This window comes from Saccharopolyspora sp. NPDC002578, assembly GCF_053592695.1.
In genome coordinates, this window is record NZ_JBSFWJ010000025.1 from 39982 (window position 1) to 53764 (window position 13783).

Annotated in this window: 15 protein-coding genes; 10 read left to right on the forward strand and 5 right to left on the reverse strand. The window is 71.1% G+C overall.

The window, feature by feature from the left end; all coding sequences use genetic code 11:
• Positions 1 to 34: 34 nt before the first annotated feature.
• Positions 35 to 670 (reverse strand): 2-phospho-L-lactate guanylyltransferase, encoded by a 636-nt coding sequence (gene cofC, locus ACWD38_RS14475; RefSeq protein ID WP_450124214.1) that lies wholly within the window; start codon positions 668 to 670, stop codon positions 35 to 37.
• Between the two features lie 134 nt (positions 671 to 804).
• Between cofC and ACWD38_RS14480 the strand changes: the two genes are divergently transcribed.
• From ACWD38_RS14480 to ACWD38_RS14510, 7 genes are all read left to right on the forward strand, one after another.
• The gene (locus ACWD38_RS14480; RefSeq protein WP_450124215.1) at positions 805 to 1596 is read left to right on the forward strand and encodes a lysophospholipid acyltransferase family protein; all 792 of its coding nucleotides are present in this window, start codon (positions 805 to 807) and stop codon (positions 1594 to 1596) included.
• Complete coding sequence (locus ACWD38_RS14485) at positions 1583 to 2599, forward strand: NAD(P)H-dependent glycerol-3-phosphate dehydrogenase (protein ID WP_184481879.1); 1017 nt, start codon at positions 1583 to 1585, stop codon at positions 2597 to 2599. The genes ACWD38_RS14480 and ACWD38_RS14485 overlap by 14 nt, the downstream gene beginning before the upstream one ends.
• Positions 2600 to 3006: 407 nt before the next feature.
• Complete coding sequence (locus ACWD38_RS14490; protein WP_450124216.1) at positions 3007 to 4101, forward strand: cystathionine gamma-lyase; 1095 nt, start codon at positions 3007 to 3009, stop codon at positions 4099 to 4101.
• Positions 4102 to 4652: 551 nt separating this feature from the next.
• On the forward strand, positions 4653 to 5129 hold the full coding sequence (locus tag ACWD38_RS14495; RefSeq protein WP_184481877.1) for a cupin domain-containing protein: 477 nt from the start codon (positions 4653 to 4655) through the stop codon (positions 5127 to 5129).
• 91 nt (positions 5130 to 5220) lie between these two features.
• Complete coding sequence (locus tag ACWD38_RS14500) at positions 5221 to 5346, forward strand: hypothetical protein (protein ID WP_450124217.1); 126 nt, start codon at positions 5221 to 5223, stop codon at positions 5344 to 5346.
• Between the two features lie 54 nt (positions 5347 to 5400).
• On the forward strand, positions 5401 to 6840 hold the full coding sequence (gene pdxR / locus ACWD38_RS14505) for a MocR-like pyridoxine biosynthesis transcription factor PdxR (protein ID WP_184481875.1): 1440 nt from the start codon (positions 5401 to 5403) through the stop codon (positions 6838 to 6840).
• A 10-nt stretch (positions 6841 to 6850) separates the two neighbouring features.
• Positions 6851 to 7942 carry a D-alanine--D-alanine ligase family protein gene (locus ACWD38_RS14510; RefSeq protein ID WP_184481873.1) on the forward strand — a complete coding sequence of 364 codons (1092 nt, stop codon included), beginning with the start codon at positions 6851 to 6853 and terminating at the stop codon, positions 7940 to 7942.
• Positions 7943 to 7948: 6 nt separating this feature from the next.
• On the opposite strand, the gene ACWD38_RS14515 is transcribed toward ACWD38_RS14510, so the two are convergent.
• Positions 7949 to 8521 (reverse strand): DUF3515 domain-containing protein, encoded by a 573-nt coding sequence (locus ACWD38_RS14515; RefSeq protein ID WP_343071550.1) that lies wholly within the window; start codon positions 8519 to 8521, stop codon positions 7949 to 7951.
• A 46-nt stretch (positions 8522 to 8567) separates the two neighbouring features.
• Positions 8568 to 8801, reverse strand: a complete 234-nt coding sequence (locus tag ACWD38_RS14520; RefSeq protein ID WP_184481871.1) for an Lrp/AsnC ligand binding domain-containing protein — start codon at positions 8799 to 8801, stop codon at positions 8568 to 8570.
• A gap of 97 nt (positions 8802 to 8898) precedes the next feature.
• On the opposite strand from ACWD38_RS14520, the gene ACWD38_RS14525 reads away from it, so the two are divergent.
• Complete coding sequence (locus ACWD38_RS14525; protein ID WP_450124218.1) at positions 8899 to 9864, forward strand: thiamine-phosphate kinase; 966 nt, start codon at positions 8899 to 8901, stop codon at positions 9862 to 9864.
• A 102-nt stretch (positions 9865 to 9966) separates the two neighbouring features.
• Here the strand turns inward: ACWD38_RS14525 and ACWD38_RS14530 are convergent, their stop codons facing one another.
• Entirely contained in the window at positions 9967 to 11313 is a 1347-nt protein-coding gene (locus ACWD38_RS14530; RefSeq protein ID WP_184481866.1) for an MFS transporter, read from the reverse strand.
• 368 nt (positions 11314 to 11681) lie between these two features.
• On the opposite strand from ACWD38_RS14530, the gene ACWD38_RS14535 reads away from it, so the two are divergent.
• Positions 11682 to 12353, forward strand: a complete 672-nt coding sequence (locus ACWD38_RS14535; protein ID WP_184481864.1) for a uracil-DNA glycosylase — start codon at positions 11682 to 11684, stop codon at positions 12351 to 12353.
• A 362-nt stretch (positions 12354 to 12715) separates the two neighbouring features.
• On the forward strand, positions 12716 to 13306 hold the full coding sequence (locus tag ACWD38_RS14540; RefSeq protein ID WP_184481862.1) for an Rv1733c family protein: 591 nt from the start codon (positions 12716 to 12718) through the stop codon (positions 13304 to 13306).
• Positions 13307 to 13378: 72 nt separating this feature from the next.
• On the opposite strand, the gene rpmB is transcribed toward ACWD38_RS14540, so the two are convergent.
• Positions 13379 to 13570, reverse strand: coding sequence for a 50S ribosomal protein L28 (rpmB, locus tag ACWD38_RS14545; RefSeq protein ID WP_184481860.1), 192 nt, complete (start codon positions 13568 to 13570; stop codon positions 13379 to 13381).
• Between the last annotated feature and the right edge of the window lie 213 nt (positions 13571 to 13783).

The following is a 13783-nucleotide window of genomic DNA, read 5'->3' on the forward strand; positions in this document are numbered from 1 at the left end:
CGCTCGACCTTTGTCGCGGGGAACACCACACAGGTCAGCGCGGGTTTCCGGCGGCACCCGCCAGCCACGCCGCGGTGCGCTCCCCGAGACCGAGGCCCGTCGCCCGCCGCAGATCCGCCGCGGTGTCCACATCGCAGCGCAACGACGCCCACTCGCCGTCGAGCGCCCGCGCCCCGGACGACACGTGCGCGGCCGCCGAACCCGGCCCGAACCGGGGCGCGAGCGCACCGCCCGCGGCGGCCAGCAGCAGCGTCGTACCCGTGCCCTGGTGATCCGCGCTGAACGCGCGCTCCGGCCCGGCCTGCTCCAACGCCGCCGCCAGCTCCGCAGACCGCAACGCCGGAAGATCCGCCTGCAGCGCGCCGATCCGCGCCTCCCCGCGCGACCGCAGCACCCGCTCGCCGTGCTCCAACGCCGGATTCAACCCCGCCGCCGGGTCGTCGGCGACGACCTCGACGCCGACCGCGGCGAACGACTCCGCCAGCCTCGGATCGGAGGTCACCACCAGCACCGCCCGCACCCCGGCGGCGCGCCGCGCGGCCTCCACCGTGTCGAGCGCGATCGCGCTCACCAGATCCGCGTGCCGCGCGGCGGGCCGATCGTCGCGCAACCGGGACTTCGCCAAGTGCAGCGGCTTGATCGGCACCAGCAAGGACACTCCGCCGTTCATCCCGCCCTCCCTCGCATCCCCGATCCTTCGCCCACCGTCGATCATCGAGTATGCCCGCCGCGGACCGACCGCTCGCCGACCAGGAGCGTGGGCCAGGTAACTTGACAGCCGCTCTAGGGCGAGAGGAGACAGGCGTGGCGGAACCGGCGAGCCTCAAGCGGTCGCGCAAGCGGACCAAGGAACGGCCCCCGACGCTGATGGGGCGGTTCTGGCTGCGGCTGGCGGCGGTCGTGTTCTACCCGCTGACCGCACTGCTGTCCCGCGTCCGCGTGCACGGGCTGGAGAACATCCCCGCCACCGGCCCGGCGCTGCTCGTGCTCAACCACGTGTCGCACCTCGACCCGCTCTACGACGCGGTCACCGTGCACCGCGCCGCCCGCGTCCCCCGGTTCATGGCCAAGAACACGCTGTGGAACGTGCCGGTGCTGAGAAACGTCCTCAACGGCGTCGAGCAGATCCCCGTGTTCCGGCAGACCGCCGACGCCCGCAAGAGCCTCGAAGCGGCGCACGACGCGCTCGAAGCCGGCAAGATCGTCATCATCTACCCGGACGGAACGGTCACCAAGGACCCCGAAGGCTGGCCGATGTCGCCGAAGCCCGGCGTGGCCAGGCTCGCCGTGGAGCACGACGTGCCGATCGTGCCCGCCGCCCGCTGGGGCACCCGCGACGTCTACGACCACTACGAGAAGAAGTTCCGCCCGTTCCCGCGCAAAACGGTGCACGTGCGGATCGGCGAACCGCTCGACCTCTCCGAATACCGCGACGCGCCTGCCGACGCCCCCGTGCTGCGCACCGTCAGCGAACTCGCGATGAGCCGGGTGCGGGAACTGCTGGGCGACATCCGCGAACAACAACCGCCCGGGGAGTTCTACTCGGCGGCCCGCCGCCGCGACCAGCAGACCCGGAGCGACGATGACCGGAGCTGAACCCGCCCGCAAGGTCACCGTGCTCGGAGCCGGGTCCTGGGGCACCACCTTCGCGAAAGTCCTCGCCGACGCGGGCAGCGACGTCACCCTGTGGGCGCGCCGCGCCGAAGTCGCCGAACGCATCAACACCGAGCACCAGAACCCCGGGTACGTGCCCGGAGTGGCGCTGCCCGAGTCGCTGCGAGCCACCGACGACGCCGTCGAAGCCATGCACGGCGCCGAAGCCGTGGTGCTCGCCGTGCCCAGCCAAACCCTGCGGGAGAACCTCGCGGGCTGGCAGCCGCTGCTGCCGCCGGATGCCACGCTCGTCAGCCTCGCCAAAGGCGTCGAACTCAGCACCCTCAAGCGGATGAGCGAAGTCGTCGCCGAAGTCGCCGACGTGCCCATGGACCAGGTCGCCGTCGTCTCCGGTCCCAACCTCGCCATGGAGATCGCCGGCGAACAACCCACTGCGACCGTCGTGGCCTGCACCGACCACGATCGCGCCGTCGCGCTGCAAGCGGCGTGCTCCACCGGCTACTTCCGGCCCTACACCAACACCGACCTCGTGGGCATCGAACTCGCCGGGGCCTGCAAGAACGTGATGGCGCTGGCCTGCGGCATGGCCGCCGGGCTCGGCTACGGGCAGAACACGATGTCCTCGCTGATCACCCGCGGGCTCGCGGAGACCACCCGGCTCGGAGCCGCGCTCGGCGCCGAACCGATGACCTTCGCCGGGCTCGCCGGACTCGGCGACCTCGTCGCCACCTGCACCTCACCGCTGTCGCGGAACCGGACCTTCGGGGAACGGCTCGGACGCGGCGAAACGCTGGCGCAAGCGCAGGACGCCACCAACGGCCAAGTCGCCGAAGGCGTCAAGTCCTGCTCGTCCATCCGGGAGCTCGCCGCGCACCACGGCGTGGAAATGCCGATCACCGAAGTGGTGCACCGGGTGTGCCACGAAGACCTCGGCCCAGTACCAGGAGCAGCCCAACTACTCGGCCGCGAACGCAAGTCCGAGTAGGGCTTCGTCGGCTCGTTTTGCTTTGGTGGTCGGGTGGCGGAACCTCAGTGTCTTCCTCGCTGCGGGATCTTTTTCCCAAGTGGCTCCGCCACGAGGGAAAAAGCTGTCCTCGCGAGGAAGCAGCTGAGAACCCGCGGGTTGTCACCTTTTTGACGTGGGCTATGCGCTGACGCGCATACAGGCACGGCCTACGGCCGCCAGGCACGGCTTCGCCGTGAGGCAGGCTTGCTTCGCCGCCCGAGGCACGGCTTCGCCGCCCGCTGCGCGGTTGTCTGCTGTGAAGGGTGGGCTTCGGGGGTGGCGCGTGTGGGTGGAGGGGTCTCTTGTGGAGTGGGGCGCATTTGCTGGAGGGGTTGGGTTGCGGGCGCAATAATTTGGTGAGGGGCGTTCTAGTGGGGAGGTTGCAGGTGGCGGAGCTCGGGGACGGGACGAAGTGCGTGCACGGTGGGCACGGCGATCCGCGGCCGGGCGATCCGCTGGCGCCGGGGCCCGTGTTCGCCGCTCCGTACCACCTCGGGGATCCGCAGGGGGACTTCTACGGCAGGGCCGGGAATCCGTCGTGGCGGGCGCTGGAAACGGCCATCGGTGAGCTCGACGGCGGGGAGTGCGTGCTGCTGCCTTCCGGCATGGCCGCGATCAGCGCCGTGCTGCGCGCCGTGCTGCACCACGGCGACCGGCTGCTGGTGCCCTCCGACGGCTACTACGCCACCCGGCAGTTCGTGCGCGAAGAGCTCGCCGGACTCTCGCTGGACGTGCGGGAGATCCCCACGACGGGGCCGTGGCCCGAGGACGTCTTCGACGGGGTCCGGCTGGTCCTGCTCGAAACCCCGTCCAACCCGGGCCTCGACGTCTGCGACATCGCCGAACTGGCCCGCCGCGCGCACCGGGCCGGTGCGCTGCTGGCCGTGGACAACACCACCGCCACCCCGATCGGGCAGCGCCCCCTCGAACTCGGCGCGGACATCGCGCTCGCCAGCGACACCAAGGCGCTGACCGGGCACAGCGACGTGCTGCTCGGGCACGTGTCCACCGCCGACGGCGAACTGGCGCAGCGGCTGCGCCGGGCGCGCACGCTCTCCGGCGCCATCCCCGGTCCGTTCGAGACCTGGCTGGCGCACCGCAGCCTCGGCACCCTCGACCTGCGGCTGGCCCGGCAGGCCGCGAACGCGGCGGCGCTGGTCGACGCCCTGCGCGGGCACCCCGCGGTCACCGGGCTGCGCTGGCCCGGACTGCCCGACGACCCGGCGCACCGGCTCGCGAGCGCCCAGATGCGGCGCTGGGGCGGCGTGTTCCGCTTCGAACTCGCCGACGCCGACGCGGTGGCGGAGTTCGTGCGCCGCAGCGCGCTCGTCGTGGCGGCCACCAGCTTCGGCGGCCTGCACAGCACCGTGGACCGGCGGGCGCAGTGGGGCGACCCGGTGGCACCGGGCTTCGTGCGGTTCTCGGCCGGGTGCGAAGACCCCGCCGACCTCGTGGCGGACGTGCTCGCGGCCCTGCCCTGAACCCCGCGAGCCCATCGCGCACGGGACCGGCCGACAGGATGATGATCATCACTCCGGCGGCGGCGAGCCAGTGGATGATCTTGCTGCGCACCGCGCTGTGATCACGTTGAGTGCGGGTTCACGACGGTGTGACATCGGCGCAATCGGCTTGACGGGTCGCTTCCGGCGCTGGTTCACTACGCGGCGTGTTGCGAGCCATGACCGATGGACGAGGTCACATCGACCTGCGCCGGGTGGCGAGCGCGCTTTGTCTGCAGCGGTGATCGACCCCGCTGACGGTCGGTGATCCCCAGGATCGGCGAACAGGGCGGACCGGGCGACGTGCTCCCCGAACCGACCTGAACGACCCGTGCGGCCTCGCGCCGCGATCCACCCGATCCGCGAAACCGGAACCGCCCCGAACACGGGCGGTGGCCGAACCGGGATCTCCGCCACCAGCCCCGTTCCGCGCAGCGCCCCTCCGGGGAGATCGCGTCGCCGGGACGTGCGTCGCCGGGCTCATCACCGCAGCCACTCCCACTTCCCGCACTCACGATCATCGAGGACGCCCCGTGTTCGCCGTACCCCCCAACACCGTCGCCGCCGACGCGGACCGGTCGCTCGCGCATCCCGTGCGGATCGCCCGCGAGCTCGCCGCCGACCGGCTCTCCTGGGCGCACCGCCTGCGCTACGACCCGCAGCAGCGCTGGGCCGGCCTGCTCGAACGCACCGCCACCCACGAAGCCTGGCTGCTGAGCTGGCTCCCCGGGCAGCGGACCGAACTGCACGACCACGGCGGCGCGACCGGTGCCTTCACCGTGGTCTCCGGCACCGTCACCGAGCGGGTCGTGCGCGACACCCCGACCGGGCCGGTCGAGGAATGGCACGCCCTGGAGACCGGCCAGTCCCGCGTCTTCGGCCCCGACCACGTGCACCAGGTGGTCAACGACAGCCCCGACCCCGCGATCACGATCCACGTGTACCGGCCGGGCCGCACCCAGATGACGCTCTACTCCCTTGATCCCGTGGACGGCCTCACCCGAGCCTGACCGACCTCCGCTCGGCTTGCGCGGGCGGTCGCTCGGCGGAACCTCAGCGGCTTCCCCGTCCTCGCGAGAGGAAGCCGCTGAGACCCCGCCGGTGGTCGTTCTGCTCCGGTGGTCGCTGCTCAGCGGCGTCGCCGCTGACACGACGCCGACCGACAACGTCGCTCACCTGGACGGACGAGATCAAGGACATGCGGTGAGCTCGTACGAGCCGTCCTGAACGGGCTCCCCGGGTGGTGGCATCATCGGGAGGCCGAGCGGGGGGAACTCTGAGATGCCACATGCCGTGCCCGCGGCGAGCTCGCCGCTGCTGGAACCGGCCATCGAACTGCGCCGCGACGACGACCGCCCGCTCGCGGTGCAGCTCGCCGACGCGCTCCGGCGCGCCGCCACGCTCGGGCAGCTCCGGGGCGGCGACCGGTTGCCCTCGACGCGGGCGCTGGCCCGGCACCTCGCCGTCAGCCGCACCGTCACCGCCGCCGCCTACGAGCAGCTGCACGCCGAAGGCTGGATCGTCGGCAAGCACGGCTCCGGCACCTACGTCACCACCGCCCCGCCCGGATCTCCTTCCGCCGCAGCGGAATCCGGCGGTGGCCCGGCTCGCCGGGACACCGAGTCGATGGTGCGGCTGATGCCGGGAATCCCGTGGACGGGCGGCATCGACCGCGCGGCGTGGCGGCGGGCCTGGCGGGCCGCCGCCGACCGGGAACCGGACGAGACCCGGCGGCTCGCGGGCGTCGAGCAGTACCGCGAGGCCGTGGTGGAGCACCTGCTGCGGCACCGGGGCATGACCACCGGCGGCCCGCACCTGGGCACCGTCGTGGCCACCGGCGGCACGACCGCGGCGGTCACCGAGCTCGCCGCGACCGTGCTCGGTCGCGGCGCCACCGTGGCCGTGGAGGAACCGGGCTACCAGCGCGCGGTGCAGACGCTGCTGGCCGCCGGGGCGACCGTGGTGCCCGCTCCCGTCGATCACGCGGGGATCATCGTCGAGGCCATCCCGCGGGGGGTGCGGGCCGTGTACTGCTCGCCCGCGCACCAATACCCGATCGGCGGCCGGTTGCCCGCGGACCGGCGCGTCGCGCTCGTCGAACGGGCGCGCGCCGAGGGGTGGCTGATCGTGGAGGACGACTACGACGGCGAGCTGCGCTACGACGTGGCGCCGCTTCCCGTGCTGGCGTCGATGGCCCCGGACGTCGTGGTGCACCTGGGAACCACCAGCAAGATCCTCACGCCGACCTTGGGCGTGGGCTGGATGCTCGGGCCGGACCGGGTCGTCGCCGAAGTGCTCGACCACCGCGAGCGCACCAGCACCGGGCCGGCCCCGGCGGGGCAGCGGGTGCTCGTCGAGTACGCGCGCAACGGCGACCTGGGGCGGCACCTGCGCAGACTGCGCCGCGAACTGTCGCAGCGGCGCGGGCTGGTCGTGTCCCGGCTCGCCGAGGCGGGGATCGAGGTCTTCGGCGACGAGGCGGGCGCTCACGTCGTGCTGCCGCTGCCCTCCGCCGAAGCCGAACAGCGCGTCGTGGACCGGGCGGCGGAGCACGGCATCGTCCTGGACGGACTGCGCAGGCATCACCACGGCCCGCGGCAGTGGACCGGCATCGCGCTCGGCTACGCTTCGTGCACGCGTGCTGACCTGGAGCGTTCGCTGGGGCTCGTGGCCCGGTGGTGCGACGAGGAGGTCGCTGGCGGCGCGCGCGCCTGCAGGTAGGGTTCCGCGCATGACTCAGCGCAAGACCAGGGTGGCCGTCGTCTTCGGCGGACGGAGCACCGAGCACGGCGTTTCCTGCCTGTCCGCGGGCAGCGTCCTGAGCCACCTGGATCCGGAGCGCTTCGAGGTCGTTCCGGTCGGCATCACCCGCGAGGGCGCCTGGGTGCTGGGCACCTCGGACCCGGCCGAGCTGGAGATCCGCGACCGCCGCGTGCCCGAGGTCGCCGCGGGCACCGCCGTGGCGCTGCCCGGCGACCCGACGCGCCAGGAGCTGATCCTGGTCGAGCCCGGCCGCGGTGGCGAGGTCCTGTCCGAAGTGGACGTCGTTTTCCCGGTGCTGCACGGCGCTTTCGGCGAGGACGGCACCATCCAGGGCCTGCTGGAGATGGCCGACGTGCCCTACGCGGGTCCGGGTGTGCTCTCCAGCGCGGTGTCGATGGACAAGGAGTACACGAAGAAGCTGCTGGCGGCCGAAGGCATCTCCGTCGGCACCTTCGAGGTGCTCCGCCGCGACGAGTCCACTTTGGACGATCGGCGCCGGGAGCGGATCGGCCTGCCCGCCTTCGTCAAGCCCGCCCGCGCGGGCTCCTCGCTCGGCATCACCAAGATCACCGACTGGGCGCAGCTGGACGACGCCATCGCGGAGGCCCGCCGCACCGACCCGAAGGTCATCATCGAGACCGCGGTCGTCGGCCGCGAGGTCGAATGCGGCGTGCTCGAATTCCCGGACGGCCGCATCGAAGCCTCGCTGCCCGCCGAACTCCGCGTCACCGGTGCCGCCGACTGGTACGACTTCGAGTCCAAGTACCTCGACGACGTCACCGAGTTCGACATCCCCGCGAAGGTCGGCGACGACACCATCGAGCGGCTGCGCGCCACCGCGGTCACCGCGTTCCGCGCGCTGGAGTGCCAGGGCCTCGCGCGGGTCGACTTCTTCGTCACCGAGGACGGCGAGCTCATCGTCAACGAGGTCAACACGATGCCCGGCTTCACCGCGATCTCGCTGTACCCGCGCATGTGGGCGCAGACCGGTGTCGACTACCCGGCGCTGCTGACGACCCTGATCGAGACGGCTCAGGCCCGGGGCACCGGGCTGCGCTGATCCCGCTCAGGGGAAGACGGGCTGCTTCGGCAGCGAGCGCAGTTCGTTCGAGAGGTCCTGCACCGGGCCGCTGCCGGAGTTCTCCGGCGCCGTCAGCGCCACGTACACGGGCCGGTCCACCGCGAGCCACGAGGTGTTGCCCGCTTCGGTGATCCGCAGCCAGCTCACCCCGGAGATGTCCACCAGCGGCGAGGTCGGGGTGAGTTCGGCGGGGGCGGACAGGCCGCAGCGCACGGTGATCGGGTCGTGCTCGGCGTCGCCCCAGGCGATCGCGCCGGGCGGTACCGGGTCGGCGAGAGCCCGCCGGGGGACCTGCGCGCCGTCCACTTCCAGCTCGGCGGGCAGTGCGGAGAGCAGCTTCGCGCAGTCGGGCCCGGACGCGGCGGGGGAGGGGATGGGCGGCAGCGCGAGCGGGCCGGTGCGACGGGCCTGCTGCGCCGCCTCCACGGCATCCTGCTCCTGCTGCTCGGAGAACCGCGAGACCAGTCCGAGGGTGATCACGCCCAATGCCAGCAGCCCGCTCAGCGAAAGCGCCACGATGAGGACCGGCTTGGGGAACTTCGGATGCTCGTCGACCACGGAGTCCACTACAGCACGCGCGGGCGCGGCAGCGGGAACGGGGCGCTCACAGGTGTACGACGGGACACGTCAGCGTCCGCGTGATGCCTTCCACGTTCTGGATGCCGGCGACGACCATTTTGCCGAGCTGGTCGACATTTTCCGCCTCGGCGCGCACGATCACGTCGTACGGACCGGTCACGTCCTCGGACGTGATCACGCCGGTGGAGCCGGAGATCTCGGCGGCGACGGCGGCGGCCTTGCCGACTTCGGTCTGGATGAGGATGTATGCCTGAACCACGGCGTGCCCCTTCGTCTAGGCGTGGTGCGCGGGGTAGGAAACTGGGAGAAAGCTACCCCATCGGGCCGAGCGGATGCTCAAGAAAGGGAGGTCTGACGTGGGTTCGGACACTTCGGCGCAGGACCAGACCGTGTCCGAGGCCGGTGAGTTCGGCCTCATCCAGCGGGTGACCTCCGGGCGGGCGCAGCCCGCCGCGACCTTGCTCGGGCCCGGTGACGACGCCGCCGTGCTGGCGGCGTCCGACGGCCGGGTGGTGGCGACCACCGACGTGCTGGTCGAGCAGGTGCACTTCCGCTTGGCGTGGTCGACGCCGCACCAGGTGGGGCGCAAGGCCGTCGCGGTGAACCTGTCCGACCTGGCCGCGATGGGCGCGGTCCCGACCGGCCTGCTGGTGGGGCTGGGTTGCCCGCCGGAGACGCCGAGGTCGGTGATCGACGAGCTGTCGGCGGGCATGTGGGAAGAGGCGCAGCGCGTCGGTGCCGGTCTGATCGGCGGGGACATGGTGAGCGCGCCCGCGCTGACGATTTCCATCACGGCGTTGGGCGATCTGCAGGGCCGCACCCCGGTGACCCGCTCCGGCGCGTGCCCCGGCGACGTGGTCGCGGTGGCGGGGCGGCTCGGCTGGGCCGCCGCGGGTCTCGCGGTGCTGGGGCGCGGATTCCGCTCACCGGTGGCGGTGGTCGGTGCGCAGCGGGTGCCGGAGCCGCCGTACGCGGCGGGACCGCTGGCAGCGGACGCGGGCGCCACCTCGATGATCGACACCTCGGACGGGCTGCTGGCCGATCTGGGGCACATCGCGGAGGCCTCGCAGGTGGGCATCGACCTGCGCGACGAGCTGATCGAGGTGCCGCAGCGGCTGACGGAGGTCGCTTCGGCGCTGGGAGCGGACGCCCGGCACTGGGTGCTCACCGGAGGTGAGGACCAGGCGCTGGCGGCGACGTTCCCGCCGGACCAGCCGCTGCCGGAGGGCTGGCGCGCGGTCGGCGCCGTGGTGGAGGGCAGCGGAGTCACCGTGGACGGCGCGACCTACGAGGGGTCCTCGGGGTGGGAGCACTGGCGTTGATCACCTGAACAGGTATTGCCTCGATCTGAGCCGGATTCGTCCCATATGACATGAAAAGGCCCGGTGGGAGTTCCCACCGGGCCTTTCGCCGTTCGAGTTGATTCAGCTCGACGACGCCGAAGCGGAGGTTCCGGGTGTGTCGGATTCCTCCATCAGCGGCTCGCCCGCCGTTTCCTTCATCAGCAGGATCGGAATGAGCGCCACGACCGCCGCGCCCATCAGGTAGAACGCCGGGAAGAACGAATTCCCGGTGTAGCTCACCGCCCAATCGTTGATCAGCGGCGCGGTGCCGCCGAACGCCGCCGTGGAGACGTTGTAACCGACGCTGAACGCCGCGTAACGCACCTTCGTCGGGAACATCGCGGGCAGCGTCGCGGCCAGCGGTCCGATCAACTGCAGGTGCCCGACGCCCAGCAGCGCCAACCCGAGCATGGTCGTGATCATCGTGCCCTGCGAGATCAGCATGAACGCCGGGTAGGGCAGCACGATGAAGCAGATCGCCGCCGAGATGAACAACGGTTTCCGGCCGATCCGGTCGGACAGCGCGCCCACCGGGGCGATGGCCGCCATCATCAGCGCGACCACCAGCAGCAGCGGGACGAGCACCTCGTATTCGCGACCCTCCGGAATTTCCAGGGTGTCGGTGAGGTAGCTCTCCATGTAGGTCAGAATCGTGTAGTTCGCGACGTTGATGAGCACCACGACGCCCATCAGGATCAGCAGCGGCCGCCAGTACTCGCGCACCAAGGACTTCAGCGGCGAGCGCGCCAGGTTGTCGCTCTTCTCCAGGTTCTTGAACGCCGGAGTGTCCTCCAGCTTGCTCCGCAGGTAGAGCCCGATCAGCCCGAGCGGACCGGCCAGCAGGAACGGGATTCGCCAGCCCCAGGACTCCATCGACTCCGCGGGGAGCGTGAGGATCAGAACGGTCGGCACCAGCGCGCCGAGCCCGAATCCCGCAAGGGTGCCGAATTCGAGCCAGCTGCCGTAGAAACCGCGTTTCCGGTTCGGGGCGTACTCGGCGATGTAGGTGGCCGCGCCACCGTATTCACCGCCGGTGGAGAAGCCCTGCACCATGCGGCACAACAACAGCAGGATCGGCGCGAGAAGTCCGATTGTGTCGAAGTTCGGCAGGCAGCCGAGCAAGAATGTCGATCCGGACATCAGCAGGATCGTGATCGCCAGCACCTTTTGGCGTCCGATCCGGTCCCCCAGCGGACCGAAGAACATGCTGCCCAGCGGTCGCAGCAGGAACGAGATCGCGAAGACACCGAAAGCGGACACGGTCTCCCACGGGCCGGGGAAGAACTGATGTCCCACGTAGCTCGCCACGTAGGCGTACACGCCGAAGTCGTACCACTCCGTCGTGTTCCCGATTGCCGCTGCGCCGACTGCTCGCCGGAGCAGTGATCGCTGTTCCGGGCTTATCTCTTCCGTTTCCTGTGCAGTCATGAGGGTGTGTGCCACCTCCGGGTCGTGCCGTCCACGGTGTGTGAACACGTTTGGAGTACTGAGGAACTTAGCCGAGCGGCTGCCTCCTGGCCACCAAAACGCCTACTTGTGTCCGTTTCGATAATTGTTGTCGTGGGTAAAACATCACTCCGCAGTAGGTTTGCCGCGAGGCTCGCCAGGGGGTGATCGGAGGTGGAACGCTGGTCACAGGCGGCTATGGAGATCACGATCGTTGGGCCGGGGGAATGACCCGCACGAGGGTCGATGATGACTGGCCGCAGTGTGGGGCACAACACGTTGACCCGCAGTGGCCGACGCGGCCGGGGCGCCGGGCAGTCGATCTCGGCCGCTCGCTAGAGTGCGCCACCATGGCACGTCCGTTGCACGAGGTGGTCGAGGCCGGTTGGGCCGAGGCGCTGGAACCCGTCGCCGACCGGATCGGCGCGATGGGCGACTTCCTGCGCGCCGAGGTCGCGGCCGGGCGGGAGTACCTGCCGTCGGGGGAGAACGTGCTGCGTGCGTTCCAGCAGCCGTTCCACGACGTGCGAGTGCTCATCGTCGGTCAGGACCCGTACCCGACGCCGGGGCACCCGGTGGGGCTGAGCTTCTCGGTCGCTCCAGGGGTCCAGCCGCCGCGCAGCCTGATCAACATCTTCCGGGAGTACTGCGACGACCTCGGCCACCCCAGGCCCACCAGCGGTGATCTGACGCCGTGGACGGAGAACGGGGTGCTGCTGCTCAACCGGGCGCTGACCGTGCAGCCCGGCAAGTCGGCCTCGCATCGCGGCAAGGGCTGGGAAGCGGTCACCGAGCAGGCCATCCGCGCGCTCGCCGCCCGGCAGCAGCCGATGGTGGCGATCCTGTGGGGCAACGACGCCCGCAGCACGCGGGTCATGATGCCGGGCGTGGAGTGCATCGAGTCGGTGCACCCGAGCCCGATGTCGGCGGACCGCGGCTTCTTCGGCACGCGCCCGTTCAGCCGGGCGAACCAGATCCTGCAGCGAGCAGGAGCGGAACCGGTCGACTGGAAGCTCCCCTAGTCGCTGCCGCACCCTGATCGCCGAGCGATCCAGGACTTCCTTCCACGTTCACGTTGAGTGACAGCGCGCCGCGTCGCGTCGGCTCGACGTAGTCGCGCGCCGAGTCCGGAGCCGGGCCGCGCGCGTCCCGTTCTCCGGTGCTCGTAACGCCTGTTCGAAGCGATTCGGAGCGGAGCAGGCCGACGGCTCCGCCGCGCGTTCTTCCACGTCGGCGCGGGTGCCCGAGTTGCACGCACCGTGATCATCGGGTGCTCTGGGAGCACCGGCCGAGGTCCCGGTTCGGCGGATGGATTTCGACCTCCGCCGGTCGTACATTCGAGTCTTGCGGTGGACTTGTGCTCGCCGATGGAAGAAGGCTTGTCATGGGTGCCGGCCCGGTCAGTGGAGGAGTCCTGGCGCGGTTGCGACGTGGGGTGTGGCCCGGAGCCAACCCGTTGCGGCGCCGGACCGACTTGTTCGAGCCCATCGCGCTGCTGGTGGTGCTGGTGGCGGCGGTGGTGGTCCTGATCGCGTCGTTCGTGGCGTCGCAGGCGGTGCTGCGGGATCACTTGGCGCAGGTGAACGCCGAGCACGCCGATCGCCACCAGGTGTCGGCGAAGGTGCTGGCGGAGGTGCCGGGCGAGAGCGCGGTGGTCCGTTCGATCCGGGTCGGGTGGGGAGCGCCGCCGGGCCCGCAGCACGTCGCGGTCATCGAGGTGCCGACCGGTCAGCAGCTCGCCGACGCGGTGCCGATCTGGGTCGACCCGCGGGACACTCCGGTGCCGCCGCCGCGGACCCGCTCCGAAGCGACGCAAGCCGCCGGGACCGCCGGAGCCGGGATTCTGCTCGGCTCGGGGCTGGTGCTGGGCGGGTTGTTCACGGGAGCCCGCTGGTACGTGGGCAAGCGCCGGTTGGCCGCTTGGGAGGCGGAATGGGCGCAGGTCGGCCCGCGCTGGCGCCACCACCTGCCGTGACGAACCGGTTCCGGGCGCGCAAAAACCCCGGAACGGCGAGCCGCTCCGGGGTTCGGCGCTAAAGGCCTGCGCTCAGCCGCGCACGACCTTGCCCGCCTTGAGGCAGGAGGTGCACACGTTCATGCGCTTGCGCTGGGAGAGACCGAACTTGGCGTGCACGGTCTGGATGTTCGGGTTCCACCGGCGCCTGGTCTTCCGGTGGGAGTGCGAGACCGAGTTACCGAAGCCCGGACCCTTACTGCAGACGTCGCAGACGGCAGCCACGTCAGACACCCCTTACTTTGCGTTCGACGTCCTCCCACGCCCGCGGCGGGGAAGCCTGAGTTCGGATGCGGCGATGAGTCCACGCGAGCGCTGCCCGCTTGGGGATCCCGACCGCTGAGCGGACCGGATCGCGTACCGCTGGGCTTGCTGCTCGCCAGGGGTACCCGGCGATCTCCTCCCGGCCGGAAGCCGGTGCGGACCTGCATGCCTTAC